Below are 25,576 nucleotides of genomic sequence, written 5' to 3'. Positions count from 1 at the left end.
CCCAGCGGGGAATCACTTCCCTTATGGGTTGTGTTTCTCCGCATTTCCTTCTGCAGGAGAAACATCATGAGTCATCGTAGCTATAACTTCGGCGTGTTCTTAGGCACGGCTGTTCGCGAAATCATTCGCGCAACCCGGCCCGCACCCATGGCGTGTGTCCAAACTTCCCCAGTTCTCGTAGCCCTGCCTAAACCGGTGCTAACCGATGCCCAGGTGGCAGAGTACAGCCAAACTTCAGCAATTGCTCGGAAAGGCGTTGACCTCGATATGTGGTTCAAAGCGAATACGAAAGAGAGTCCTCTTCCGTCTCGTAAACCTCGAAAACGCAAGGCCAAACCTGCCATTGCTGCTCAAAAAGCGGCAGACGGTATGAGGTTCGGTCCGTTAAACGAACTGATCGCCTAATCCGTACAGATCTACCCAATGCCTCAAACCCAGTCGGGAAACTTTCCCGATGGGGGGGGGTTCCCGGCACTTCGATGCCAGGACTTAACCATGAACAAAATGACTCGATCTCTTCTGCCGATGGCTCTGATCATCCTCGTGATCGGCGCTGTAGCTAAACTCCATCACTTCGACAGCAACGCCAAAAATGAAGCGGTAAAACGTGATGCTCGCTGCGCCCAGCAAGCTAGCGAACCCTATGTCCCCTTCAAGCGTAGCTTTGACTGCACCAGTTGGAGAAAAGTGACGTCCGATGCTCCGGTACCTGCGAATGGCTGACAAGGAACCCTTGTGAAGCCCTTGATACAAGCAGCCGTGATGCGCACTTTCTCAAGCTGATCGCCCACATCTAGTACAAAACCCACGCGGGGAATACTTTCCCTCTTGGGTCAAGTGTCTCTCTGCTTTCTGCTTCTCGAAACTGGAGACTCACAATGAACCACAACCCTGCTCGCCTGCCGCTTCTACTTGAGATTGGTTTCGTAGCATCTCAGGCAAGATTCACTGATTGGCTTGACAAAAATCATCCGATAACTTTCCAAGAAGATGACGATCCACACGACTTCCCGATTTACTTTTTAGCTACCGATCTTTGGAATAAAGCCGAGGAGTTGGTTAGAAAGCTGGTCTGCATGGACCTTACCTCCCGATTCACTCCTGAGTGCAATTCTCTTCTGCAAGAGTACGGTCTGCTCGAGCACTACCATAAAGTGCGTTATCACTTAGATGAGGACGAAGACCTCCCATTTAATCCTTGGCCCGGTCTCCCTGACTACCCGTATCCCTGGACAGAAAAATGACATACAGCCCCTTCCTAGGGGCTTTTTTCTTTTCAGGGCTTGACAAAGCATCACTGCCTTTCGCATTCTTGAGACATGTACCGCTGACGTTGTCAGCAACATGCCCGAGGTAGTCTGGATCTCATGACTACGATGCGTTTTTCACGCATTGATCTTGCCCATAGCTCGCAAAGCATTCGGAAGCGCGAACGGTTGATCAGATTTCTGATTAATGAATGCACAACGTTCTACTACCCAACGGGACCCTCCCGTTTGGGCAGGTCTCGTGATTATCAGGAGGCCTTCATGAAAAGCAGTATTGCGCTTTACCAAGCATTGATTTCGATTGATGTCGAGGAATCCCGCGCCGCTGCAGTCGTAGATGCTCTGGAGTCGGATATGCAAACGCAACTCGCGACGAAAGCTGACATCGACAAGCTCGAGTCTCAACTCGAACTCAAACTCACCATTCGTATGGCTGTCATGCTCTCTGCTGCTGTAGGCGTAATGCTTGCGGCGTTCAGGTTCATGCACTGACAATCATTCAAATTGCCTTACCCACCATGCGGGGAATACTTTCCCCCATAGGGCGAAGTGTCTCTCCGCTTTGATACATTCGAAACTGGAGATTCACCATGAGCAACTCTTCCAACGAAGCTAAGTACTTTGATCTGCACACCACCGGCATTGGTTATCTCAACCGCATCCGTGAAGTGAAACCTCGCAAAGGTAGCCCATTCATGGCTGTGACAGTCGCTGCTCTAAAAGGCAGCTCTGACTCGGTGGAGTACACCTACATCGATTGCAACGTGGTCGGTGCGGATGCTGAAAAGCTGATTCGTCGCTGCCAAGACGCTGTCAACGCTGATAAAAAGGTCCTCGTGTCCTTTCGAATCGGTGACATTTGGGCGGATGCCTTCACTTATGAAAAAGGTCCTAAACAGGGTCAGACCGGCGTAAGCCTCAAAGGTCGTCTTCTGTATATCGCCTGGATCAAAGTGGACGGTGTTACCACCTACGAAGCCAAACCTGCTGATGCTACCCCGCCCGTCGACGCAAGTGCCGCTTCTTCTGACTCGCCTGCCTCAGGCGCCGATGAAGATTCTGCTCCGAATCAAGGAGATGACGCACCTGCCGAACCGGTTAAAGCCTCTCGCGCTCCCAGAGCTCGTCAAGCCGCGTGATCGTTTAGCCCACTCTCTCAAGGCGCCCTTTCGGCGCCTTTTTTTCATCATCTACCAAGATTGCAGGGTACTCATACCCTGTGGGGCATGGTGTTCCCTGAGCTCAGGAGCTCTATACCGTGACCAACACTCTGTCCTTTACCGCAACAATTCATGGAACACTGTCCTTTGATGGCATTGTCCCAGCTCCATACCATTCAAGTCAGTATTGCAGCATTGATTTGGCTCCTTGTAATCTCATGTCAGCGGCTACAACGGCAGCTGAGGAAGCGATTGCAGCGAGCGCTTTTAACCATCCAGTTCATGCGTCTGGTTTCTCACCGGAGCATGTAACAGTACGTAGCCAATGTGGATCACTCTGCTTTGCAGCCGACATCAACGGCACGGTTGTTCATTGGGTACACGATGACCTTGACCTTCTCATCTGGGAGCACAAGTTTTTATCAGAGCTGCCAGATGAGGATGACGATCAAGATAAATATTCAATCAACTAAATCGACCATATCACTTACTCGGGGGCACTCCCCCCGAGGGCTTGTCCCTCTCTGATTCTGGAGACCCACATGCAAATAAGACAGACCAACCCATTTGTACGCGGCTATACCAACTTACGCTATCAACGCGTAGTGTTGATTACTTACGAACCAGATTGTCCACCGTGCTACAAGACATTGCATCCGTCACAGGAGCACTTGCAAGACCATGAAATCCAACTTCACCCTTGTGCTTTCAATGACAATTTCGCCTTGGTAATAGGAGGCCCAGCTGTAGCTGACGATCTGATAGATCAATGCCAGAGTAGTGGCCTGATCAGGGATGTACTGTACGAGGTACAAGCTACAGAGGATGGAAAAACCATTCACCTCGGCGACACCCCGACATCAGACAGCGCTCAAGCACTGATCAAACGACTGACATTCCATACTGGCCACTACAGCCGATCGTGGGAGATCAATTCGGACCACATTTCTGAAGATGCCTTTCATCTACTTCAGCAATTGGCTGCGTCGAGCACGGTAACGGGCTTGAATTTCGAATGTTTCTTGCTGGATGACAGCTACACCGTGGGTTGTAAGCTCTTTTGCACGCCGTGGACTGATGACCATCTGCTCGAAGTTGAAGGCATTACAGCCGATCAACTTAAACAGCAGCAGCTCGAAGCAGGCCTACCTGAGTCTTTGGTAGGTGTGCTTTTTCTGGCGAGCTTGGCCGATGTCCGATTTCTGGTGTTCGATTCAAGCGCTCTCGTTCTTGAAAACCTCCCATTGGCTCGAAATGCATAGAAACAATAACTGATCTACACAACCATCATTTTCTGATCGCTACAGCAAGGCACACGACCTTGCGAGGCAACGTGTGTCTTCGTTGTTTCAGGAGCACGCATGATCACCCTTCCTGGCCAACTGGCTATACGCACCATCAACGGCCGACATGGAAATTTCAATGTCGGACGGCTTACCACCTCTATCGGGGAGTTCGTCATCAAAGACGCGCTGCTCGAGCAATACACAGAGGGGAAGTACGCCGGTGATTTCGCGATCATTGAAATACGCCCCTCGTATTACGTCACCGGTGGACGACTCGTTGTCGAGATCCGCGCCCGCCTAGACAGCATGACCCTTGATGACGTTGAGAATCTGTCGCTCGACGACAACTCTCATATCGATGCTCAGACCCCTGATCCAGTCGATGATGATCAACCCAATGATCATGCGCGTCCGAGCCGAGCGGCAAAGACAAGACCTGCGCCTGATCGTATTGACGATGACGCCCCGTTTGGAATGCCCGCCCCGTCGGCATCCGCCAAGGCCTCCGATGATGCAATGCTTTTTGGCGCGATATGGCCTCTGGGTGATGTAGTCAAACTTGACTCGACGGTAGACCGTCAACAACTGCGCGCTCAATGCCAGCGTCTATCTGAAATAGGTTATGCCCTCGATTTCAGGCAGCAACTCTGGAATCGAACATAAAATTAATCGACTTAGACATCCGTAATACTTCATTAACCCTGGGGGCACTTGCCCTCTGGGTCAGGTGCCGCCCTTATCGAGTTCGGCGCTATGCAAAACCCACCTCCATCGAAGCTGTACCAGATCGATGAGTTTCCCGACCTATACGTTGACGCTTGCGTCTGCGATGAACAACGCAACCTGGTGTTCTTCTCAGCCTGGGGCCGCGACACCGTTCTTCAGGAGTTTTTCGCCAAATTGACCCTTGGGCGAGCGGAGGGCGGTATTGAGCAGTTTCACCTGATGCTGGACGGCCATCGCCTGCCGGTATTTCCGAACCCAGATCTTCTTGAGAAACGCACAACTCGTCAGTACCCCGGAACATTGTTCGGCAGCCTCCTGCACATCTGGCTTTTTGACCGGCGCTGCGCTGCGCCGGACATGGCTAATCACTTTGCTTATGCCCTGCTGCATGACGGCGATGAGCCGCTGGAACGTCTCTGGCCGCTAGTTACATCGACGTGCCCTCTTCCGCTACTTCAGCACTGGCGAAAGCCGGTCATGCAGTTGCTGATCGATTACGGAATGCTTTCACCTCTAGCGGGAGCATTGGGTGCAGTCATGGTTTGGAGACTGGCTCTCTCTATCGATGCCCTTGAGCTCGCCTTAGGCGAGTTAATCCGAAACGGCCATCTCACAATCACACAGGCTGACGCCTGAACTTACACATCAACTGGGCAGCCCGCTGCCCTTCGTTGCATTGGAGAAATACCATGGCACTCATGTTCCCGCGCCTAGCTCGAAACTTTGCCAAGAACGGCTACTACCCAACAGATGAAATCACCCTTGAAAGAACACTTCAGGCTTTGGCCCCTCCCATCGCTGGCACCATGCGGATCTTTGATCCTTGTGCTGGCGAAGGTGTTGCTCTTGCTGAAGTAGCTCACGCTTTGGACAGAGATCGTGTTCAAACCTATGCGGTGGAATATGACAAGGAGCGAGCACGACATGCCCGCTCAATGGTCGACCAGGTGCTGCATAGCGATCTGATGGATACGATGATTTCCCGCCAGGCTTTCGGTCTACTTTGGCTAAACCCGCCCTATGGCGATTTGGTCGCAGACCACAGCGGAGCATCGCAGTACCAAGGATCCGGACGGCGCCGCTTGGAAAAACTGTTCTACCAGCGATGCATATCACTGCTGCAGTACGGTGGGGTGCTGGTGTTTCTGATACCGCACTATGTGCTCGATGACGAACTTTGCGGCTGGCTGTGTAACCACTTCACAGGTCTTCGGATCTTCTCGGCAGCTGAGAACCAATTCAAGCAAGTTGTGATCTTCGGTATCCGTGTACGACGCCAGGATCAGGCGCGATCTTCACAGCTGGCAGGCATAAGGGAACACCTGCGCAGTATTGGCAGTGGTACCGAAGTTGCTCCAGAACTGCCCGAGCAGTGGCTGGGCGAACGTTACAGCGTTACTCCCACATCCACTGAGATTCAGCATTTTTACCGCGTCACGCTTGAACCAGAACAGTTCTCCCAGGAAATCTACCGCCTGAAAGGACTCTGGAGTGACTTCACTCTGCACTTTAGCCAGCACGGTATGCAGCCACGACCTCCGGTCAAGGCACTGTCCCAATGGCATCTGGCACTCGCACTGGCTGCGGGAGCAATCTCTGGAGTTGTTAACTCTAGATCAGGACGCGTCCTGGCTCTCAAGGGCGACACCTACAAAGAGAAAACCCACAAAGCTGAGTTCAGCGAGGATGAAGAGGGCAACGTTAGTGAAGTGAGGATCCTGACTGATCGTTTCGTTCCCGTCATACGGGCATGGGACTTGACCCCAGGATCACCACTACTCGGTCGTGTTTTGACCATCACATCGAATTCTCCCGACTCAGCACAAACATCTTCTGACGACCCGCTCGAGCCGGCCGCCCGAACTGCACCAGGGTTTTCACTAGGACAATTGGTGACAACGGCTTCTGTTCACCATCTGGTCGAAGCGGGTGAGCTAAACCTCACACCCTTTATTCGCCGACACGCCTTATGTGACTGGGGTGAGTTAGGTGACGACGACAAGGATGCTAACAAGCTAGCACTACAGCATGGTGATCGGCTGTTCTCGGCTTATGACACTCAACTCGACGATGAGCCTCGGCTTTGGATCATCACCGAGGCCGACCGAAGCGTGACAACCGTCTTGCTGCCTTCCGACTACTGATACTGCCCATTCGGGCCATCGATACAACCAACCCAGGGTATGTGCCATACCCGTCGGGTGTCGTGCATGCCCTGTTTTTCTAAATACAGGAACCGCACGATGAACGAAATTACACAGCTCTTGCCCACTGAATCGAATCGGGCTTTGAACATCTCTCTAACAGACTTTATTGCCGAATTTGGTGATGAGTTGCTGGGCTCTCTCAACCGCTCCAATCCTCCGGTATATGACGGTCAGGCCAACGAGCTACGAACAGCGATAATGGCGGCGCTCCAGCGCTCACCCTTTCCAGCACAGGCACAGGTTGTTCAGGCGGTGACCGCGTTGTTACTGGACCGCAACGAACAAGCTGCGATCATCAACGCAGAGATGGGTACCGGAAAAACCATGATGGCCATCGCCACCGCGGCCGTGATGCACGCGGAGGGATATCGTCGAACCCTGGTGATTTCGCCGCCACACCTGGTCTACAAGTGGCGCCGTGAGATCCTGGAGACCGTACCAAGCGCTCGAGTCTGGGTCCTCAACGGACCTGACACGTTGCTAAAACTACTAAAGCTGAGAGACACCCTTGGCTCCCAACCCGATGGCCGACAGGAGTTCTTCATTCTTGGCCGCGTCCGGATGCGTATGGGGTTTCACTGGAAACTGGCTTGCTGGTCAAAGCGCGCTTTGGGTGGAAGACACCTGGCGGCATGCTCAGACTGCGGTAGTGTGGTCTCGGATTTGGAAGGCAACCTGATCACGATTGAAGATTTTCATCGCGATGAACGCCAGCGTAAATGTAGCCACTGCTCAAGCCCGCTTTGGACACTTATGAGACCTGGGCGAGCTGATGCAGGAGAGCGGCGGAACATCATCCTCAAGTCTATGTGCCGTATTCCCACAATCGGCCCCGTTCGGGCAGAGCGACTCATGGTTGACTTCGGGGAGGACTTTCTCGCCTCGATGCTGGTGGACAACGTCCATGAGTTCATCAACCTGATGGACGCCCAGGGAAATTTCGTCTTTAGCGATCGGCAGGCCAAACGCATGGAGCGCGCGATGGCAAACATTGAGTTTGGGTTTGGTGAGGGTGGCTACCAGCCAACTGAGTTCATCAAGCGTTACTTGCCGGATGGCTTTTTTGGCCTGCTCGTGGTGGATGAGGGTCACGAATACAAAAACAGTGGTTCGGCTCAAGGCCAGGCCATGGGGGTACTTGCGGCCAAGGCACGTAAAAGCCTCGTGCTGACCGGTACTCTAATGGGCGGTTATGCCGATGACCTGTTCTATCTCCTGTTCCGGATCCTGCCTAAGCGAATGATCGAAGACGGATACCGTCCTAACCATCGCGGCAGCATGGCTCCAGCAGCGATGTCATTCATGCGTGATCATGGCGTACTGAAGGACATTTACACCGAGCGTGACAATCAATCTCACAAAACTGCCAAAGGTAAGAAACTTTCGGTTCGAACAGTGAAAGCCCCGGGTTTTGGCCCTAAAGGCATTCACCGCTTTGTACTGCCCTTCACGGTGTTCCTCAAGCTCAAAGATATCGATGCGAAAGTATTGCCTTCGTATCAGGAAGAGTTTGTGGATATCCCAATGGCTCCGGATCAACTGTCTGCTTACAACAAGCTTGCAGGCGCCCTGACTTTGGCACTACGCCAGGCTCTGGCGAGACGGGACACTACGCTGCTTGGTGTTGTGCTCAATGTGTTGCTGGCCTGGCCGGACTGCTGCTTTAGACCTGAGACAGTCAAACATCCACGCACGAGGGAGCTACTGGCCTTCGTACCAGCACTCTTCGCCGAAGAAGATCTGATGCCCAAGGAAGAGGCGCTGATCGATCTGTGTCGGAAAGAGAAAGCCTTGGGTCGCAAGGTCCTTGCTTACTCCGTCTACACAGGTAAACGAGACACTACCACTAGGTTGAAGCGCGTGCTTGAGCAAGGGGGCTTTAAGGTTGCGGTACTTCGGGCGACGGTCGATACCGCACGTCGCGAAGACTGGATCCTTGACCAGGTAGACCGAGGCGTCGACGTATTGATAACCAACCCAGAGCTGGTGAAGACAGGTCTGGATCTGCTCGACTTCCCAACCATCGTCTTCCTGCAGACGGGTTACAACGTCTACACCCTTCAGCAGGCCGCGCGCCGATCATGGAGGATCGGGCAGAAACACGCTGTTCGAGTGGTGTTCTTTGGCTACCTTGGCAGTTCTCAGATGACCTGCCTGCAGCTGATGGCCAAGAAAATCGCCGTATCGCAGAGCACCTCAGGGGATGTTCCAGACTCCGGACTTGACTCACTCAACCAGGACGGTGACTCGGTAGAGATGGCCCTCGCCAGACAACTTATAAACGCTTGAGTATGGCCACCTTCGGGTGGTCATTTTATTTTATACAGCACTAGCATAACGCTTGCGTCCACCTGCTCTCATGGTTTGGACGGAATTTCATCCCCTCAGGACATCCACAAACACGGGGCCGATAGAGAAAACGGACAAAATCGTACGCTAGCGTGCGTCCTGTCAGGTTGAAGTCATAGAAGTTGACGACGATCCGTCAGAAAATACGGGAAATGGCCTTACTCTGACGCTTCAAACGTGAACCGCCTGACGCCCGGTTGAGGTGTACTTCAAGCGGACACAAAATCGTAAGTCTTTGAAAAGTATTGTGACCTTGCTAAAACCTGACCGCAAACGATGGCCTAACGTACAATTTTGTCCGAATACTGCGGGCTCCCCAACACGCCCGTGGCATCCATTTTGATGCGGAAAATCACGCAGAAGCCAAAGCTCGACCGCCTCTCCCAGCCAAGATCACGATCTGCCTGTTCGCTGCGCGACGTCAAAAGCGCATGGGTCTGATTTGACAAAATGGGCTACGTGAAAATATCAGGTAACCTGTTGCTCCACGATTGGAAATTTGATTTATGATGGACACTTAGTGATTTTTTCAATGCATAACTAAGCAAATGTGATCTCGATGCTTTGTAACGTTAACCTTCATATAAGAGAATCATCGCCGATGCAGCTTAAGACTATTTTTCAACATGATTTCCGACGATTTAAATTCCCTGGGTTTGGGTCACAGGGAACTTGCTTTCTGCGCGCACGAGTTAGATCTGATGGAACATCAATTTTCTTGTGTGCCCAGCTCAAAAACTACACAGGAACATCCATAACCAACGCTGTGGAAGAAATTTTCGTAGAGGCATGCCGCTTGCTTTTTGAGGCTGGCGCGGTCAAAACTGAACGAGTTCACTGGTACAGCCTAAGACGCGAATTGAACCTCACAAAAATTGCAGCCCGAAGTCGCTGGATCGAGTACTACCCCAAAGGAATCGGCATGTTTCCTGAAGGTTCTTATGCGTTCGTAAGTTTCGACAACGACTTCCGGCCAGTATGGAACTATGTATCTCTTGAGCGGGTTATTCAAGAGTGCGGCGCTGAAGATGATTTCTTTAAGATTAAGTCTGAAGATCTTGATTATGAGTCGTAGTCGAACATTCGAGCCCCCTATTGCAGGCCCCCTAAACTCTGACATAGTATTTCGGCTTGCATGCCAGAACGCTTCAATCTCTGCAGCGCCTGATGCGCATGCTGCTGAAGCAGTTGTCCAGGCCATTATGGTGGAATTACTAACAGCCAAACTACCAAGCGCAGAACTAATATTCAATAACATCGAAATGCCGGGCCAACCACATCTGAAGGGCTTGATACCCGACATTATCATCGACAACGCTGATGAAGGGGTATGGGGCATATTTGAAATCAAGACACTGCTCAAAAATGACAACCTAAGCGTAACAGAAGTAGAAAAAGACCTTGCCAAGTTGTGCGCATACAAAAAAACCTATAAAAAAGCGGCAGCAGTTTTTGTACTGGTAGGAAGCCGATCCAAGTTATTTAACCCACAGCGCGCAGCTGCGTGGAGTGATCTAAAAATCTCTTACGACCATGATAGTTTCAGTGGGGGTCCGCTAAAACAGCAAGAGATCAATGAAGATTTTGTAGCAATCCCCTGCGGCTCCTTCAACGTCCCAAGCTTCCCCCTAGCTTGTTTCATGTGGGAAATTCAGCCCCGAGGAGCTAGATTACAGACTCTCTCCTCCTATTTCCGATTTAAAGCATCTATGATTTAAGGTGAAGACTGTAAACATAGCAGCAGCTATCAGAGCTTATGAGATACCGTTCCGTGATCGCCATCACAGATGATATAACTCCAAGACGGACCATTTCCAGATACAGCTGGCTAACAAATAGCTGGTAATGGGCGAATGCAGTTTCAAGGTAGTTAAAGGGCAGAAGTTGTGCCCTTGATCCGGCTTGAAATCGTCAGGTGTGGGGTTAAACTTGATAAAGTGGTCTGGAGCTGGTGGCCCTTTTGGCTCAAGGAAAAAGGCCCATTCCCATCTGTGCGCAGGTCGGAACACTGATGACTGGCAAGGTCTCCAAGCAGCGATGGCCAAATGGGCGTGTAGAACTTACATTGGAAGGCATTAAATTAATGAAAAACTTCATCGACATTGACAGTTCCCAAACACTCACTGTTGATGAATATCTCAGCAGTGTACTGCAGGAAGAGCGGAGAAACGCGGTAGCTGAGATGCTAGACGTTGGCCTTCAGCTCCTTGAACTTATGAAGTCAAACTCGGGGGTAGCAGCACCGGCACCCGAAATTTTTGTCAAAACAACTTCGCATGTAGGAGCTGAAGCTTCACCGTTCGGAGTTATCATCATAACCATCGGGATGATCGACCACTGTCTCGATACGCCATGGCCTCAGCCCCATTTGGTGCTCGGAATGGAAGCCCCAGTAATCTTAGGCCTGAACTTGATCGCGCAACTCGGACTGGCATGGGTAATAGGCCATGAGTTTACCCATCTTTTTAGACATCACCACGAGGTAGAAGGGAAACTGGGCAGTTCACTCGCTGTACAGCGCGCTCTAGAGCACGATGCCGACCTGTGCTCCACAGCAGGGATTTTCAGGTTAATGCAGAGGCTTTTTGGCGGGATAATTCCCGATATCGCCATCAGACGGTATACTGTTTTCGCCCTGTTTTGGATAATACGTACAATCCCAGAAACTAACAACGGGGCTGGTTCACACCCCTCATTTTCTGAGAGATTTTTTCACATTACTCTCAAACTCATTACGCTTCAGGAAAACCGCAGCGAAACGTACGACCCAACGGTAAATAATCAGCTAAGCCTAGACCGGTGCAATGCTTTGGTTAGCGCCTCCATAAGATGTGAAAAAACCTATCAAGAAATAAATGGTATTAGTGATGGCGGCTACTTTACCGAATGGCTGGAATACTTTGAAAATAATAATCAGACAGAGATTATATGGGACTGGGTTGCAATAAGTCCTTGGGTCGAACACTTTTCTGGAACGGCCGCAGACATGCGTCCTCAGCTAACTAGAGAGGAAAGAGAGGAGGCACTCGTGCGCGGTTTGAATCTCTATTCTGAAGAATAGAGTTCACCTACGAAATGCGCATACACCTAAAGGCAGAGAGGATCATATGACACATAGCACTCAGATTCTGGCGTGTGTGCCTGAGATACCTCTAAGATGCACGTCCTGATTAAACATAAGCAGTCTTCCGGCACGTGCTAGACGCGCGATGGTGCTATCGGGCCATCGAGTTAAGCGGTGCCCCTTGAAGATCTTGATCTGCGATAACTCTAAAGACCTTGGAGCTGTCCCATCATCAAAACCCATTCCAACCTAATAATGGTTTCCTGCTGCTTCACAAAGCGGCTTTTGCCACTGTGCCTCACATCTTGAGTGAGGTCATCCATGAAGCTGCCACTGCGCCCTTCTCTTTCCCGCAATGTCGTCTTACGCGCGCTTGGGCTGATCATGCTGATCGGCGTCTGTGCCTATCAACAGCTGCAAATAAACCAGATCAGGGCGGGCTTCGACTCGTCACCCAGTCTCGATACCGTCAACGCGATCACGCAGCGTATCAACGGCGTTGATGATCGGCTGGACGCAGTAAGTCAGCTTAAGCCTGTGACGATCAATGATTTCCGGGCAAGCCAACAGGCGCTCTCCAATCGTATTGATGCGGTGCATGCGCTGATAAAGCAGGTCCAACAAGCATCTCAAAATGCGGATCAAGACGCAGCGTCAGTGCAAGAAGTTATTGTCTTGGGCGCGCGGTTAGAAGAGCTGCAGGTGAAGTTGCAGGAGCTGCGTACCGCTAAGCCGCCCAGTGCACAGCCAGTCGCACAGCCCAAAGCAAAATCCGCAGCCCAGCCCCGGAAGGTGGCGGCCCAAGCAAAAGCGCCGGAACCTGCGGCCCCTTTTTCGATAGTGGGAATCGAGTACCGCGGAGGTGAACGCTTTCTCTCCGTTGCGCCCCCTGGCAGCACTCGACTGAGCCAGCTGAATCTCGTTCGCCCCGGTGACATGGTCGCAGGAAGCAACTGGCAGCTAAGCAGCCTAGACGAATCCCGTGCTTTGTTCAGTATCAATGGCGCTCCTCGCATCCTGCCCCTGCGTCCCTAGAGGTTCATATGTCGATATTCAAAATGAGAGTGTTCACCATGGTAGGGATCGTCCTACTAGCACCCATGGGCCTTGCCAACGCGGCGAACGAAAACTCTGCACAGTCCAACAGCCGAGAACAACAGAGCAACTTGGTCGGCAGCCAAGCGCAATCCAGCGATGAGGTGCTGGCCCGGGAATGGAACCTTACCCCCCAAGATTGGCAGCGCTATAAAACGTTAATGCAGAGCTCGCGTGGGGTGTACTCCCCAGGACTAGATCCGCTCACAGCGTTGGGTATCGAAGCCCGTAGCGATGTAGAGCGCCGCCGGTTTGCTGAGCTACAGGTCAAGGCAGAGGCGCAGCGTACTGCCAAAGAGCTGGCATACCAACAGGCATACGACGACGCATTCAGACGCCTGTACCCCAACATGATGCCGATCGCCAGTTCGGCCTCACAAGCGCCAGCCGCTAGCCCCGCTAACCAGGGTAACGGCCGCTTGGCTGTATTTGTAAAAGACGACTGCCCAGAGTGCTCAACCCGGGTAAAAGCCCTTCAAACTCAGAAACTGCCGTTCGACGTGTACATGGTGGGTAGCCAGAACGACGATGAGCGAATTCGCAACTGGGCGATTGTTTCGGGCATCGATCCAGCAAACGTCAGAACCCGGCAGATCACTCTGAACCACGATGGTGGGCGGTGGCTTGGTCTGAGCCTAGGCGGCGAACTGCCTGCCGTAGTGCGTGAGGTGAATGGACAATGGCTGCGTCAGTGACATGGGCTGGCATTGCGGTGATCTGCTGTGCCCTGACAAGTCATGCAGCTGAGCTTCCTCCCCCCGCCTATCAGCTTGCTGCCCACGCAGCCAGCATTCCATCGGAGGTGCTCTACTCGGTGGCGCTGCAGGAGAGTGGTGCAAAACTGCGCGGGCAGCTTGTGCCGTGGCCGTGGACACTCAACGTCGCTGGTGCCGGATATCGTTTCGCCACGCGGGCGGATGCCTGCACCGCGTTGATCATTGCCTTGGCTCAAGCAGGCCCCAAGCGGGTAGACGTGGGACTGGGACAAGTGAACATGGGCTGGAACGGGCACAGATTTAATTCCAGAAACCCATGCGACTCACTCAATCCTTACAAAAATCTTGATGTGACCGCTCAAATTCTAGCTGAGCAACACGCACTGGGCGGTGACTGGATAACTGTCGCGGGACGCTACCACCGGCCTGCTGGCGGTGCCCCGGCCGCCAATTACCGAAAGGCTTTTGCCAAACATCTCAGCCGGGTTACCGGCATCCAAATGCTGGTGACTAACCCATGAAGCGATCATTCATTACCGGCGCAGCGCTCTGCCTAACGGCCGTGCTTTGCCACGCTGCAGATCTCACAGTCGTTGAAGATAAAGGTGGCATCTCAGCGTTACCCTACTATCGATCTCTTAATCCTGAACCCTCCGCACCCACCTCAAGCGGGCTGGCATCACAGCTGAATCCTGTCGTAGCCCAGGGTTTACCGATCCGAACAACACGCATGACGCCAGGGAACGTTCAAGGCCGCGTTATCAATGCCCCGGGCCTGCAACCTTTGTTCTTAATAGGAGACGATGAAACGTCACACCGGTGGGTTCTGGAGCGCGGCGCGCTCCTCGAACAGATGCAGGCGGTAGGACTAGTCGTGAACGTGGCGACTCCAGAGCGGCTGGCCGTCGTCAAGAGCTGGTTACCCAACACGCTTGTATCACCCGCCTCCGGTGACGATCTGTCTCAGCGACTGGGCCTAAATCATTACCCGGTGTTGATCACCCCAACTGCTATAGAGCAATAGGAGGTTGGGCTATGGCTCACGATTACGCCATTGAATCCCTGCTTAGACCTGCCGTCGAGCTCTATACCGTGTACGTGTGCACTGCAGGCGCGTTTCTCTGTGTGTTCGCGCCGTGGGCGTTTGCGTTGACCCCGTTGTTCGGCTTCGTAACGTCTGCAGGCTTTCTGGCTTTAGGTTTCGTGCGGCTGAAACAGGCTTGGCATGTTCTGCGCTATCGACGAAACATCAGACGACTGCCTCATTACACGATGACCAGTAAAGAAGTGCCTGTGAGCAATCAACGACTGTTTATTGGCCTTGGCTTTCGCTGGCAGCAACGCCATACGCAACGGCTAATGGATACTTACTTACCTAAGTACTCGAGCTACGTTGAAGCCACACCTTTGTTCCGAGCAGCCCGTCGATTTGAAGAGAGAGCGGAGTTTGCACCCTATCCCGTCCGGATCTTGGCCAGAGCCACGTCTTGGGACGTGCCCATCAATCCGGTTAGACCTCTACCCCCAGTCGGTGGGTTGCCGCGGTTGCACGGCATTGAGCCATTTGAGGAAAACGTGTCTCTCCCTTTGGGCGAGCGGGTAGGCCATTCACTAGTACTGGGCACTACTCGTGTTGGGAAAACGCGTCTGGCTGAATTGTTCATCACCCAAGACATACGCCGTAAAAAACATGGGCAGCACGAGGTCGTAATCGTCTTTGATCCTAAAGGCGATGCGGACCTACTCAAACGCATGTATCTGGAGTGCAAACGTGCTGGTCGCCTGAATGAATTTTATGTATTCCACCTAGGGTGGCCAGATCACTCCGCGCGTTACAACGCCGTGGGACGATTCGGGAGGATCTCGGAAGTCGCGACACGCATCGCGGGTCAGCTTTCAGGCGAAGGCAACTCTGCAGCGTTTCGTGAGTTTGCCTGGCGTTTTGTGAACATTATCGCGAGAGCTCTCGTCGCATTGGGCCGGCGCCCTGACTATCTGCAAATCCAGCAACATGTAATCAACATCGAAGGAATATTTCAGGAATATGCCTCCAAATATTTTGATGAGTTTGATCCCAAAGCTTGGGAGACCATCGTCGCCATCGAGGGCAAGCTCAACGATAAAAACATTCCCTTCAACATGAAGGGCCGTCCGTTTCGAGTGGTGGCGATCGATCAATACCTCTCCCAAACCCGCGTAGCTGATCCAGTGATGGATGGACTTCGCAGCGCCGTGCGCTACGACAAGACTTATTTCGACAAGATCGTCGCCTCGCTACTTCCACTTCTTGAAAAGCTCACAACCGGTCGCATGGCGGAGCTCATCTCACCTGACTATCAGGACGTCAACGACCCACGGCCTATTTTCGATTGGATGCAGGTAGTCCGAAAAAAAGCCGTGGTTTATGTCGGATTGGATGCTCTTTCTGACACTGAAGTTGCTGCTGCTGTCGGCAACTCGATGTTCTCTGACCTGGTGTCTGTAGCAGGTCACATCTACAAGTTCGGAGTCGATGACGGCCTACCAGGCGCTGTCCCGGGAACAAAGGTGCCCATCAACCTTCACGCTGATGAATTCAACGAGCTGATGGGTGAGGAGTTCATTCCGATGATCAACAAGGGCGGCGGCGCTGGCATGCAGGTTACGGCCTACACCCAAACAATGAGCGACATTGAGGCCAAGATTGGCAACAAAGCTAAAGCCGGGCAGGTGATCGGTAACTTCAACAACCTGTTCATGCTGCGAGTGCGTGAGACATCCACTGCGGAGCTGCTGACAAATCAGCTGCCCAAGGTGCAGGTGTTCACATCCACCCCGGCCAGCTCTGCGAATGATTCCGCAACAGGCAGCACAGCCTTCACATCATCCAGTCATGACCAGGTACAACAGGTCAGCGTTCCCATGATTGAGCCCGCGCACGTGGTCGGCCTTCCCAAAGGCCAATGCTTCGCTTTGATTGAAGGTGGCAACTTGTGGAAAGTCAGAATGCCGCTGCCTGGGCATGACCCTGATGAGGTGATGCCAGCAGATCTGCAGGCATTGGCGGAAAGCATGCGACAGACCTATCAGGTCGGCAAAGTTGATGACACTGGCTGGTGGGCTGCGCCTGGGTATCAAACCCTCAACGAGTCGCTGCCTGCAGATCTGCTTGACGACTTCAAAAAGATTGCCGTAGCGGCCGAGGACGCAGCATGACATGCGATGCGTTGAACGAGCGGGGGGAGAACAGCTGATATGGCAGACGTTGCCGATCGTGCGAAACAGCAACAAGACCAAGAACAGACGTTCATCGGATCATTGTTCACCCTGCCCTTCAGATTCGCCGCGGTAATGTTTCTGTCTCTAGGCGGGGCAATCATTGTCGAATGGGTCTGTATGTATTTTTTTTGGCCGGAGGCCGGTTGGCTGCATGCTCGTGCAATGCTCGATCATGAGCTCAGCTGGTTGTCGAAGGGGTTTCTACAGAGCGTGGTTGTGCAAGAGCCTGGCAGAACCGCGACTTGGCTGGTTGAAGCTACTTATGAATGGCTCGTGGTGAAGACGGGACTTCAGGAATGGGTTCACCACACAACTGACTATGCCCAGACTGGTCAGCCGTCGCGTGGTTTCGACATGCGCTACATGCTCGGTGTTGGTGTGAGCAAATTTCAGGATTACGGGCTCGCCGCCCTGTACACGGCTTTGGTTTTTTGTGTACGACTGGTGATTCTCACACTCGCTATTCCGTTATTTGTGATGACGGCGTTCGTGGGTTTTGTCGACGGTCTGGTGCGCCGAGACCTTCGCCGGTTCGGCGCTGGTCGCGAATCCAGCTACCTGTATCACAAAGCCCGGGCCACGATGGTGCCGTTAGTGATCATTCCCTGGAGTCTTTACTTGGCTCTGCCATTCAGCGTGAGCCCTCTACTTGTGCTCTTGCCGTGCGCAGCTCTACTTGGCCTGGCTGTCAGCATCACTGCCTCCAGCTTTAAAAAATACCTTTAGGTGCTTCTCATGCAATGGACAGAAGAACAGCTGCCAGCTATCCACTCATCTGCGAAGAAATTGCTGGTTCAGGCATTCGCCGGTACCGGGAAGACAACGACGCTCGTCGGATATGCAAAGCACAACGCATCCGTCAAAATGTTGTACCTCTGCTATAACAAAGCCGTTGAGATCGCGGCCAAAAATCGCTTTCCTCGAAACGTGACGTGCAAAACCGCTCACGGCCTTGCCTATGCTGTTTATGGCACACAGTACAAGCATAAGCAGTCTGGCAATTTACGTTTGACTGACATCGCGAGGACCATCAATACCCAGGATTGGGAACTGGCAAAGGATATTGTCTCAACGCTCAATGCATTCATGGCCAGCAAAGACCTGGAGCTGAAGGAGGATCACTTTGTGCGATTCCAAAGCAATCGCACGCTCACCTCGGTTCAGCAACAATACATGAGCAAAGCCTTGGATCTGACCCGGATTGTTTGGGAAAAGATGGTCGATATCCAGGATCGCTCCGTCTCCATGACGCACGACGGCTATCTGAAGCTTTACCAGATGAGCCAGCCGGACCTGAGCCAGCGCTTTGGTGCCATCTTGCTAGATGAAGGGCAAGACGTTAACCCTGTCATTGCTAATCTGGTCCAGATACAGACAATCACCCAGGTGACTGTAGGTGACCGTCATCAGCAGCTGTATCGTTTCAGAGGAGCGGTGGATGCGTTAAACAGCTCGGCAATGAGGGACGCAGAGAAGCATTTCCTGACTCAGAGCTTCAGGTTCGGGCCCGCGGTTGCCTACGTGGCCAACGTAATTCTGTCCTTCAAAGGCGAGACAATCCCACTGCAGGGATTGGGGCAGCCAACTCAAGTAAAACGGACGTTGCCAGACGATCTACCGCACCGTACCTACCTGCATCGCACTGTGAGCGGAGTGATCGAAAACGCCCTGCGCTTGGTCAACCAGAACCACCGCATGCAATGGATTGGTGGAATCGACAGTTACTCGCTGCGAGATCTAGAGGACCTGTTCTATTTCAGCCGTGCGATGAATGATCAGGTCCAACAGCGAAAACTGCTCACCGACTACGCCGATTATGACCAGTATGTCGCCATCGCCAAGGCAACTCAGGATCCTGAGATGCTGCGCTCGATCAAAATCATCGAGAACTATCCCGACCTGCCCCAACGCATTGAGCAATTGCGAGGCGCATCTGTCACTTCGGAGCTCGATGCCACTGTAACGCTGAGCACTGCGCACAGGGCCAAAGGTTTGGAATGGGACTTTGTAGGACTGTATGAAGATTTCTCGGCAGATCCGCTTTCTCCAGACATTGATCGAGGAAAGCGCGACGATGAGCTGAACCTTCTGTATGTCGCGGTCACCAGGGCTATGAATATCCTTGCGGTCAACTCACTTGTGATCGACATCATGCAGCGCTTCAAAGACAACCGATCAGTAATTGCGGCTCACGTCTGAGAGCTACCTATGGCCAATTTTGAATACACCCAAACCTTCGTGCCCCTGCCCTATAAGACCGTTACCAGCGGCGTACTGATGTTCAAATCCACGGACGAGACGACCGAACCGGACGTGGCCAGCTATTTGAGCAACCCTGAATCCTTGGCTGTGTTGAACCGACACGGCCGGGAAGGATGGGAGCTGGTCAGCGTTCAACAAATCAATCGGGGACACGACCAGGTCGGCAATCAAAACGCCCAAGGCTGGGCTTTTGGCTACGCGTTAGGTATCGGCTTCTTGTTCATTTTCAAAAGACATCTGTAATGTAACGTTAGCCATCATTTAAGTCGCGGGCGGTGAGGATTGGTTGAGAAATGAGCACTCATGCAGAAACGACCATCAAAACCCTAGAGAAATCTCAAGTCTGGCAAAGGGTCGTTAATCGCTTCGCGAAGCCAGAGGCCACAGGCATCCTCTGCCTGATAAAACTTACTGTCACTCAACGCTCTAGATAGCTTTACGCACTCATGTCTTAACACAGGGACGCTGTCATCTGGTATACCCGTGCCATCCGGTCGGTCATCATATGTCAACTCCGAAAGCATGATCTTCAACCCCACATTCAACAGCGCGTAGCAACTAGAACTAATCCAGTCAGGATTAGTTTTTGAAATTTCAGTCACAGCACTCAAAGCCCAAGGTAAAACAGGCATCCGCCGACCAGAAACGACCCCCGCTAGCGCATATATTAAGCCATTTGGAGCATCGCATATCTTAGAATTTTCATGGCGAGCCCAGTAGGAAATTACTTTAGCAATGTCATGTGCACCAGCGAGGTCCGAGTCGAATAATTTCAGGAGTACCTTTTCCTCGATATGTGCCAAAGCAGCTTGATCATTTGCTTTGAAGGCGAAAGCAAGATCGGTACAAAACAGGCTTGAGTCTGCGACAGCAACACCCGTACGCATCTCATCCACCCACAAGTTAAGGGTCGGATCTTTCAACGCCTTGAATGAATGCATATCGATAAAAGCAGCTAGAATCGAGTCAATAGCTCTCATACGGGTGACAAACATTTTTTTCACTTCGTCGAGCTTGTCCAGTTCAGGCCGAATATACGTCCACTCCCCATCCCACCAGGACTTTATGATCAGGAGAGCCTTAACTGTTTCATCCTCAGACCATTTGAATGTATCAATCGAATGGCGAAGATTGATAAGAAACTCGTCTGCATCGCGTATCCCCCAAGATCTAGTTACTTTACTGTCTGAATCACTGCGCAGTGAAACTGTCGAGAAATGCTCCAACGATTGCTGGAACATCCAATCTATAAAACGTTTTTGTAAAGCCTTCTTACGTACCCCGGCGACCCACAAAAACGCTGCCCAGCGATGGCGCTCTGGAATTACAGGCCAATCCCCGTTTGCGAACAAGATCCGCTCAACATTTGCCACTTGTTTTTTGGACATTCCACCCCAATTTTTGATCCAAAACAAGCGATGCCAAATGCTTGCAGTTGTAACCTCCGGTTCGACCAAATTCGAAATCTTCATTAAACCGCCTGCCGCCAAGCGATTGACCAGGCTGTCAACAATTGACTCCATCTCAGAGGATGGATTATGAATATTCAGATCACTTTCCCGCTTGTAAAAGGCGTCCAATCGGAGCCAATAACGCCCGTGGAAACGATCATGTACTCCTAACTCGAGGAGATCAGGAACGGATGCTATGGACGTAAGTGCTTGAAGCCGCTCCCCAGGTGATGAAGATTCAAAACAGCGTAAAGTCAGGTTTGTTGCCTCTTTCCAGAGGCTTGGGCGCAATATCATCTGTTCGTGATTGTAAAGCTTCACCAATCTCTCAAGTTGGGATGCGGCAAATCCTGCCGTGGTGACACGAATGACGAGCCTAGAGGAAACCTGCATATGGAACGTGATGACTCGCTCTGCCAGATCAGACTGAAACCCTTGCACAAACATGCGCTCAACAAAGTCCATTGAACGTAAATACATTTCTTCAGCAAGTGGCTCAGGTGTCCTGGCGACTTGGTAACGAGACAGCCAACCTGCTGAATGGATAAATTGAGTTGGATTTCGCGGTTCCAGCATTGAGCTATTCTGTAACCTTATCATCACGCTAAGAACACGTTGAATTGAGTCAGCATGCTGTACCCACCAAGCTGCTTGACCGAACAAGTCAATGTCGAACGTTGCGTTACCAACCCTAGGAACTAAAGCAACTCGATCGGTTAGAGTTAGCCAAGAGAAAGACGCGCGCACCTTTGCTGTGTAAGCACTACCGCCTCCTAGGTGTCGAGTGGTGGAATACCGGCCAAGTTCGAATTGCGGTGTGTAGGTAACAGACTGAGATGGAGCTGGCGCTTCAGCTTTTAGGTCTGCGGTAAGCAGTAAAACCTCCCTTTCAACGTCGTGACCTACTGCGGCCAAATCACTCAGTCGCTGCGTGACAACCTCAGGAAGAAACTCTTGCTCATCTTCAGGAGCCTGCTGGTCGTAAGGATTGAATTGAGCATTCTGAATATACCCAATCGCAAGACACGCCCATGCTTCCTGCGAGAGGTAAAGAGTTGACTTGGAGCGTGACCGTTGATTACTTCTCAAGCGTTTCAAGCCAGAGAGAGCAACCTTCAAACCTGTCGAAGTCTCACCTACTTCACCCAGCAGCATCCCTTTCCGTACAAGCATGTAACTGTCGGGTGAGCGTACATCCCACTTCTTCAATAGCTGCTGGGCTATGTCGCGCTGGCCGGTATACAGCTTGAATAAAACATCCTCGTAGGTTATTTGATCGGCCACATGTAAATCAGTGGAAAAATTATCTTCCAACAATCGGAGGACTATCTGAAACTCAACTTGACGTACCGTCTCACGAGCCCAACGCAAAACCCCCATAGCTAATTCCTTCCAACGCTGCTGAAAAGCATAAGGTGTTTGCGCCTCCAAACCCTTCAAATCACCTTCTTCGGCGATAGAAACATTATATAATCTAGACTCTACCTGCTGAAGCAGTCGCAGCGAGAGTTCCGCAAGTTGATCATCTAAACACTGCAGAAGTATCTCTTGATGCCAGCAATACTCTGCAAGCACTGCTATTCCCACATAGGGGGCATGTGCTTCGAAATACTCGCTCACTTGGAGGGAAGCTAGATTTCCGTGGATATCCCTGACACAATATCGGAAACGGGCTCTTACATCATAGGGAGCTATGAACCACCCAGGATACCCTTTTCGCAGGTCACGAACTATAATTGTGGCCGCCACAACCCGCTCATAAACAGTGCGGCTAGTATCAGCTAAGTCGAATATAGATCCCAATGCTGCTGGAGCACGCCCCCACCTGTCTACATCCGTGATAAGAGGTTGCTTGAGGGTGACGAACAGCTTCGCAAAACGCGCTGCGTAATCCCATTCCTCTACATCATCGCTTGGCAAAACCACAAATGTTACTCTGCGTGATTCAAGCAATTTTTGCTGCCCTAAACTAGGAGCCTTATTAACGAACAAATAAATCGGCAGCGCGTGTGCATCAAGCACGTCTCGCACCCAACCGATCCAATAAAGAAAATTCGGATCATCTCCTGAGAAGCCAATTAAGCAAAAAACATTCTCCAACATGGATTGACGCACCAAATTTATAAATGGTGCAGAATTCTCTGGATATCGACGATAATCTTCTTCAGTAAAAATAAATGGACGTTGCGAAGGAAATGATCCGTGCAACTTTACAATCCTACGACGATTCAAGATTTTTGACTGCGGTATATCCTCACGACACATAACAGTATAATGAGCCTTATCCACGATAGTTTCAGCGGCACGTTCTAATAAAGTGTCATAGTTTGTAGTGAAAATCTCCGACCACGGAAGAGACAGCAAGCTTCTATGGAGCAAACCAGGCGCGACGCGCTCATCAGGGATTAAACGTTTTAGCAGCTCCTCTAACGCCGGCTTAGAAAAAACCCTCGCATACTGCTCTCCGAGCTGAGTAACTACGCCAGAAGAAAAATCGGACAATTCATCACTTCCAGGATTCAACTCTCGCCAAAGCTCTTGAGCAATGTCTTTCCAAATTGCAAGCTCGTCACCGTTTTCTGCATTTTTGCTAAAGCCCGCGCCAACCATGACTGCAGCATTGCCGTTCAGTAGGGCTCGGCGTACAGCATTATAATGAACCTGATCGTTTGGACCGCTTGCCATTTCTCTCTCCATTGATTCGGCTGCCTAAGCGGCGTATAAAGCAGCTTACCGTGAATGACGTAACAAGCAATACAAAATTAGTGGCCGTTTGATGCCGCGATTCATATAGACTGAAAACACCTACCATCAGGATACTCGAACCCGTATAGCTCACTCCCGACTCTTTGCTAAGCTGAGCACGTCCATTCAACAACCTGAGAATTTGCCATGCACACTAGCTACTACTTGGCGTGCCTTGAAACCCAACGTTTTGTGTGGACCGGCTCCATAGACAAAATCACTTATCGAAATGCTGCCGAATCAAGCTTAATATCGAATTGTTGTTTAAGGCACCGCGGCAAAAATCTTATCGTCGTTAGCGAAGAACACCCTGTAGTCAGTGAAGGAGATGAATGGGAGCTGTAGATCGCTTAACTGCCAGAGCATATCGTGTGGCGCTCGTTTATAACGCATAAGACATGATCAAGCGTTAATCGAATATTCAATGCCTAGAATAACGTCCTGTACCTCCGACTCGCCTAGCCGAGCACGATGCAAGTCTAACTTATCGCCTTTGAGCTTCAAGCGCTTCAGAGCAGCAGATGACTCCTTTTGAACACGCCTAAGAACCATCAATCTCAAAGCAATTGCAGCTCGTCTATGGTTTGGTTCCCAGCGACTACGACAGGCCGACAATCTAATGGGTCGTTAAATGTCCCAGGATCAGCGTAGAAGACCTTTCCGTGATAAAGCTGCTCAACCATCCGGTCACTAAAACTCAAATATTTGTACAAGCTTTTTGGCTCTCGACCCATTTACTGCATGCTCCCGAATATACGTCAAAGAAACTACCAGCCCAGCTCTACGATCAGTCGACCAGCCCCACAGCTGAATGCATCCTGCGCTCGGGCACTGAAGAATCCAGGGACCTTTTGTCACACACTGTTCACCCTTAAAAGTCCATCAACACACTGACTTAAACCCCCTGAGACGTAAATAGGGTTTGGGGCTGAATCAAGTCGGGTCACTGGTCATGCTGTGGACATAGATTCCTAACGCATCCAAGGCCCGCGACGTGAAAATCAATCTCCCCGCGATCAGATCAACGTCTTCACGCGTGCAGATCTGCTTGACCGCAGTCCTCCTATGCACCCCGGTGCTAGCAACACATGCCCAGGCTGCCGGAACGGCTTCCGAGCAAGCCAACGTTGAGGTGATGATTCGCCAGCTCAACGCGCTTGAGGCTGTTGCACAACGTAGCGCTGACCTTCCAAACGAATCGGCGCAGCGCTATCACCTGGATTATTCCAGGTTGGTTAGCGACATCGCTCGCATTCGCCGAGGTCTGCAGGACTACCTGTCTCCATCTCGAGCCCAGCCCCGCGACCCCTTAGAGATCTCAGGCCAATACAACGTCAGCGGTGATCACACGCCATGACGATGTCGTCGACCCAGATCAACGCTTTCCAAGCGGCAGCCGGCTTTACACCAGCGAGCAGCAACACGCTGTGGACCGGACTTGCAATGGGCATCCTCATCCTATGGGGCGTCTGGGTATTTCTAAGCATTTATCGCGGATGGGCCACCCGAAATCTGGATCGCGCAGCGGCGGCTGCATCAGCCGTTCGCTGGGCCCTACTGTTCATGATCATGACCTACATGCTGTTGAGCTGAATTTTTCCAAGGAGATAAACATGCCACTTTTTTCACTATTCGCGCGAGCTCGGGCTTTCATGAAACACCGACCTTACTCGGCCCTGCTACTAACTGCTGGGCCAGGTAGTGCGACTGCTGCTCTCCCGAGTGCACAGGCACCCACACGTGGCACTGGGAACAGCTTCCTGCAGACGTTCCAGAACTACGCTTTCGACGGCTTTACTCTTCTGGGTTTGTGCCTTTGCGCTTTCGGGATATTCATGGTCGGTCGACATGCTTTGGGCGTGTACCACGATATCCACATGGGGAAAGCAAAGTGGGCTGACTTGGGGGGTACTGCTGTAGTTGGCGTCTGCTTGATCGGCATCGTGATCTACCTGGTCACTACTGCCTCCAATATTCTTTAATTGGTAG

26 protein-coding genes are annotated in these 25,576 nt (G+C 51.7%); 25 read left to right on the top strand and 1 reads right to left on the bottom strand.

Features of this window, described 5'->3' with window-relative positions; translation table 11 throughout:
- Positions 1-66: 66 nt before the first annotated feature.
- The 22 genes from K3169_RS04910 to K3169_RS04805 all read left to right on the top strand — a co-directional run bounded on the left by K3169_RS04910 (position 67) and on the right by K3169_RS04805 (position 19,634).
- Entirely contained in the window at positions 67-405 is a 339-nt protein-coding gene (locus K3169_RS04910) for a hypothetical protein (protein ID WP_263270394.1), read from the top strand.
- A gap of 90 nt (positions 406-495) precedes the next feature.
- Positions 496-723, top strand: coding sequence for a hypothetical protein (locus tag K3169_RS04905; RefSeq protein WP_263270393.1), 228 nt, complete (start codon positions 496-498; stop codon positions 721-723).
- A 155-nt stretch (positions 724-878) separates the two neighbouring features.
- Positions 879-1,244 carry a hypothetical protein gene (locus K3169_RS04900; protein ID WP_263270391.1) on the top strand — a complete coding sequence of 122 codons (366 nt, stop codon included), beginning with the start codon at positions 879-881 and terminating at the stop codon, positions 1,242-1,244.
- Between the two features lie 285 nt (positions 1,245-1,529).
- Positions 1,530-1,760 carry a hypothetical protein gene (locus tag K3169_RS04895; protein WP_263270389.1) on the top strand — a complete coding sequence of 77 codons (231 nt, stop codon included), beginning with the start codon at positions 1,530-1,532 and terminating at the stop codon, positions 1,758-1,760.
- Between the two features lie 98 nt (positions 1,761-1,858).
- Positions 1,859-2,407, top strand: coding sequence for an STY4534 family ICE replication protein (locus K3169_RS04890; protein WP_263270387.1), 549 nt, complete (start codon positions 1,859-1,861; stop codon positions 2,405-2,407).
- A gap of 119 nt (positions 2,408-2,526) precedes the next feature.
- Positions 2,527-2,901: a hypothetical protein gene (locus K3169_RS04885; protein WP_263270385.1), complete on the top strand. Its 375-nt coding sequence runs from the start codon at positions 2,527-2,529 to the stop codon at positions 2,899-2,901.
- Between the two features lie 69 nt (positions 2,902-2,970).
- Positions 2,971-3,690, top strand: coding sequence for an ABC transporter substrate-binding protein (locus K3169_RS04880; RefSeq protein ID WP_263270383.1), 720 nt, complete (start codon positions 2,971-2,973; stop codon positions 3,688-3,690).
- A gap of 99 nt (positions 3,691-3,789) precedes the next feature.
- A complete protein-coding gene (locus tag K3169_RS04875) occupies positions 3,790-4,377 on the top strand; it encodes a DUF3275 family protein (protein ID WP_263270381.1) in 588 nt (195 codons plus the stop codon).
- 90 nt (positions 4,378-4,467) lie between these two features.
- Complete coding sequence (locus tag K3169_RS04870; RefSeq protein WP_263270379.1) at positions 4,468-5,076, top strand: hypothetical protein; 609 nt, start codon at positions 4,468-4,470, stop codon at positions 5,074-5,076.
- Positions 5,077-5,129: 53 nt separating this feature from the next.
- Positions 5,130-6,584, top strand: a complete 1,455-nt coding sequence (locus K3169_RS04865; RefSeq protein WP_263270377.1) for a DUF6094 domain-containing protein — start codon at positions 5,130-5,132, stop codon at positions 6,582-6,584.
- Between the two features lie 99 nt (positions 6,585-6,683).
- On the top strand, positions 6,684-8,936 hold the full coding sequence (locus tag K3169_RS04860) for an SNF2-related protein (RefSeq protein WP_263270375.1): 2,253 nt from the start codon (positions 6,684-6,686) through the stop codon (positions 8,934-8,936).
- Between the two features lie 661 nt (positions 8,937-9,597).
- Positions 9,598-10,071, top strand: a complete 474-nt coding sequence (locus K3169_RS04855) for a hypothetical protein (protein ID WP_263270373.1) — start codon at positions 9,598-9,600, stop codon at positions 10,069-10,071.
- Complete coding sequence (locus tag K3169_RS04850) at positions 10,061-10,714, top strand: hypothetical protein (RefSeq protein WP_263270371.1); 654 nt, start codon at positions 10,061-10,063, stop codon at positions 10,712-10,714. The genes K3169_RS04855 and K3169_RS04850 overlap by 11 nt, the downstream gene beginning before the upstream one ends.
- 293 nt (positions 10,715-11,007) lie before the next feature.
- Complete coding sequence (locus tag K3169_RS04845; protein ID WP_263270369.1) at positions 11,008-12,057, top strand: hypothetical protein; 1,050 nt, start codon at positions 11,008-11,010, stop codon at positions 12,055-12,057.
- A gap of 324 nt (positions 12,058-12,381) precedes the next feature.
- Entirely contained in the window at positions 12,382-13,095 is a 714-nt protein-coding gene (locus tag K3169_RS04840) for a hypothetical protein (protein ID WP_263270367.1), read from the top strand.
- Positions 13,096-13,103: 8 nt separating this feature from the next.
- Positions 13,104-13,850, top strand: coding sequence for a TIGR03759 family integrating conjugative element protein (locus K3169_RS04835; RefSeq protein WP_263270365.1), 747 nt, complete (start codon positions 13,104-13,106; stop codon positions 13,848-13,850).
- Positions 13,835-14,392, top strand: a complete 558-nt coding sequence (locus tag K3169_RS04830) for a lytic transglycosylase domain-containing protein (RefSeq protein WP_263270363.1) — start codon at positions 13,835-13,837, stop codon at positions 14,390-14,392. The genes K3169_RS04835 and K3169_RS04830 overlap by 16 nt, the downstream gene beginning before the upstream one ends.
- Positions 14,389-14,895, top strand: coding sequence for an integrating conjugative element protein (locus tag K3169_RS04825; protein ID WP_263270361.1), 507 nt, complete (start codon positions 14,389-14,391; stop codon positions 14,893-14,895). The genes K3169_RS04830 and K3169_RS04825 overlap by 4 nt, the downstream gene beginning before the upstream one ends.
- Positions 14,896-14,906: 11 nt before the next feature.
- Positions 14,907-17,066 carry a type IV conjugative transfer system coupling protein TraD gene (gene traD, locus K3169_RS04820; RefSeq protein WP_231673986.1) on the top strand — a complete coding sequence of 720 codons (2,160 nt, stop codon included), beginning with the start codon at positions 14,907-14,909 and terminating at the stop codon, positions 17,064-17,066.
- A gap of 39 nt (positions 17,067-17,105) precedes the next feature.
- Positions 17,106-17,855, top strand: a complete 750-nt coding sequence (locus K3169_RS04815; RefSeq protein ID WP_263270358.1) for a TIGR03747 family integrating conjugative element membrane protein — start codon at positions 17,106-17,108, stop codon at positions 17,853-17,855.
- Positions 17,856-17,864: 9 nt separating this feature from the next.
- Positions 17,865-19,328, top strand: a complete 1,464-nt coding sequence (locus K3169_RS04810; protein ID WP_263270356.1) for a UvrD-helicase domain-containing protein — start codon at positions 17,865-17,867, stop codon at positions 19,326-19,328.
- Positions 19,329-19,337: 9 nt separating this feature from the next.
- Positions 19,338-19,634, top strand: a complete 297-nt coding sequence (locus tag K3169_RS04805) for a DUF4177 domain-containing protein (protein WP_263270353.1) — start codon at positions 19,338-19,340, stop codon at positions 19,632-19,634.
- A gap of 83 nt (positions 19,635-19,717) precedes the next feature.
- On the opposite strand, the gene K3169_RS04800 is transcribed toward K3169_RS04805, so the two are convergent.
- Positions 19,718-23,527: an SIR2 family NAD-dependent protein deacylase gene (locus K3169_RS04800; protein ID WP_263270351.1), complete on the bottom strand. Its 3,810-nt coding sequence runs from the start codon at positions 23,525-23,527 to the stop codon at positions 19,718-19,720.
- Between the two features lie 1,054 nt (positions 23,528-24,581).
- On the opposite strand from K3169_RS04800, the gene K3169_RS04795 reads away from it, so the two are divergent.
- The 3 genes from K3169_RS04795 to K3169_RS04785 are packed head-to-tail and all read left to right on the top strand — an operon-like array spanning position 24,582 to position 25,569.
- Positions 24,582-24,944 (top strand): RAQPRD family integrative conjugative element protein, encoded by a 363-nt coding sequence (locus tag K3169_RS04795; protein WP_263270349.1) that lies wholly within the window; start codon positions 24,582-24,584, stop codon positions 24,942-24,944.
- Complete coding sequence (locus K3169_RS04790; protein ID WP_231672318.1) at positions 24,941-25,180, top strand: TIGR03758 family integrating conjugative element protein; 240 nt, start codon at positions 24,941-24,943, stop codon at positions 25,178-25,180. Before K3169_RS04795 ends, K3169_RS04790 begins: the two co-directional genes overlap by 4 nt.
- Before the next feature lie 20 nt (positions 25,181-25,200).
- Entirely contained in the window at positions 25,201-25,569 is a 369-nt protein-coding gene (locus K3169_RS04785) for a TIGR03745 family integrating conjugative element membrane protein (protein ID WP_263270347.1), read from the top strand.
- Positions 25,570-25,576 lie beyond the last annotated feature (7 nt).

Source organism: Pseudomonas phytophila, from assembly GCF_025643095.1.
Taxonomy (GTDB): Bacteria; Pseudomonadota; Gammaproteobacteria; order Pseudomonadales; family Pseudomonadaceae; genus Aquipseudomonas; species Aquipseudomonas quasicaspiana.
Note: the sequence above shows the minus strand (reverse complement) of the source record. Positions and strands in the feature narration are given on the sequence as shown.

Excerpts from the sequence above, each read along its gene's own strand:
- K3169_RS04910 (WP_263270394.1), top strand. The coding sequence starts at position 67 with ATGAGTCATCGTAGCTATAACTTCGGCGTGTTCTTAGGCACGGCTGTT.
- K3169_RS04905 (WP_263270393.1), top strand. The coding sequence starts at position 496 with ATGAACAAAATGACTCGATCTCTTCTGCCGATGGCTCTGATCATCCTC.
- K3169_RS04900 (WP_263270391.1), top strand. The coding sequence starts at position 879 with ATGAACCACAACCCTGCTCGCCTGCCGCTTCTACTTGAGATTGGTTTC.
- K3169_RS04895 (WP_263270389.1), top strand. The coding sequence starts at position 1,530 with ATGAAAAGCAGTATTGCGCTTTACCAAGCATTGATTTCGATTGATGTC.
- K3169_RS04890 (WP_263270387.1), top strand. The coding sequence starts at position 1,859 with ATGAGCAACTCTTCCAACGAAGCTAAGTACTTTGATCTGCACACCACC.
- K3169_RS04880 (WP_263270383.1), top strand. The coding sequence starts at position 2,971 with ATGCAAATAAGACAGACCAACCCATTTGTACGCGGCTATACCAACTTA.
- K3169_RS04875 (WP_263270381.1), top strand. The coding sequence starts at position 3,790 with ATGATCACCCTTCCTGGCCAACTGGCTATACGCACCATCAACGGCCGA.
- K3169_RS04870 (WP_263270379.1), top strand. The coding sequence starts at position 4,468 with ATGCAAAACCCACCTCCATCGAAGCTGTACCAGATCGATGAGTTTCCC.
- K3169_RS04865 (WP_263270377.1), top strand. The coding sequence starts at position 5,130 with ATGGCACTCATGTTCCCGCGCCTAGCTCGAAACTTTGCCAAGAACGGC.
- K3169_RS04860 (WP_263270375.1), top strand. The coding sequence starts at position 6,684 with ATGAACGAAATTACACAGCTCTTGCCCACTGAATCGAATCGGGCTTTG.
- K3169_RS04855 (WP_263270373.1), top strand. The coding sequence starts at position 9,598 with ATGCAGCTTAAGACTATTTTTCAACATGATTTCCGACGATTTAAATTC.
- K3169_RS04850 (WP_263270371.1), top strand. The coding sequence starts at position 10,061 with ATGAGTCGTAGTCGAACATTCGAGCCCCCTATTGCAGGCCCCCTAAAC.
- K3169_RS04845 (WP_263270369.1), top strand. The coding sequence starts at position 11,008 with ATGACTGGCAAGGTCTCCAAGCAGCGATGGCCAAATGGGCGTGTAGAA.
- K3169_RS04840 (WP_263270367.1), top strand. The coding sequence starts at position 12,382 with ATGAAGCTGCCACTGCGCCCTTCTCTTTCCCGCAATGTCGTCTTACGC.
- K3169_RS04835 (WP_263270365.1), top strand. The coding sequence starts at position 13,104 with ATGTCGATATTCAAAATGAGAGTGTTCACCATGGTAGGGATCGTCCTA.
- K3169_RS04830 (WP_263270363.1), top strand. The coding sequence starts at position 13,835 with ATGGCTGCGTCAGTGACATGGGCTGGCATTGCGGTGATCTGCTGTGCC.
- K3169_RS04825 (WP_263270361.1), top strand. The coding sequence starts at position 14,389 with ATGAAGCGATCATTCATTACCGGCGCAGCGCTCTGCCTAACGGCCGTG.
- traD (WP_231673986.1), top strand. The coding sequence starts at position 14,907 with ATGGCTCACGATTACGCCATTGAATCCCTGCTTAGACCTGCCGTCGAG.
- K3169_RS04815 (WP_263270358.1), top strand. The coding sequence starts at position 17,106 with ATGGCAGACGTTGCCGATCGTGCGAAACAGCAACAAGACCAAGAACAG.
- K3169_RS04810 (WP_263270356.1), top strand. The coding sequence starts at position 17,865 with ATGCAATGGACAGAAGAACAGCTGCCAGCTATCCACTCATCTGCGAAG.
- K3169_RS04805 (WP_263270353.1), top strand. The coding sequence starts at position 19,338 with ATGGCCAATTTTGAATACACCCAAACCTTCGTGCCCCTGCCCTATAAG.
- K3169_RS04800 (WP_263270351.1), bottom strand. The coding sequence starts at position 23,527 with ATGGCAAGCGGTCCAAACGATCAGGTTCATTATAATGCTGTACGCCGA.
- K3169_RS04790 (WP_231672318.1), top strand. The coding sequence starts at position 24,941 with ATGACGATGTCGTCGACCCAGATCAACGCTTTCCAAGCGGCAGCCGGC.
- K3169_RS04785 (WP_263270347.1), top strand. The coding sequence starts at position 25,201 with ATGCCACTTTTTTCACTATTCGCGCGAGCTCGGGCTTTCATGAAACAC.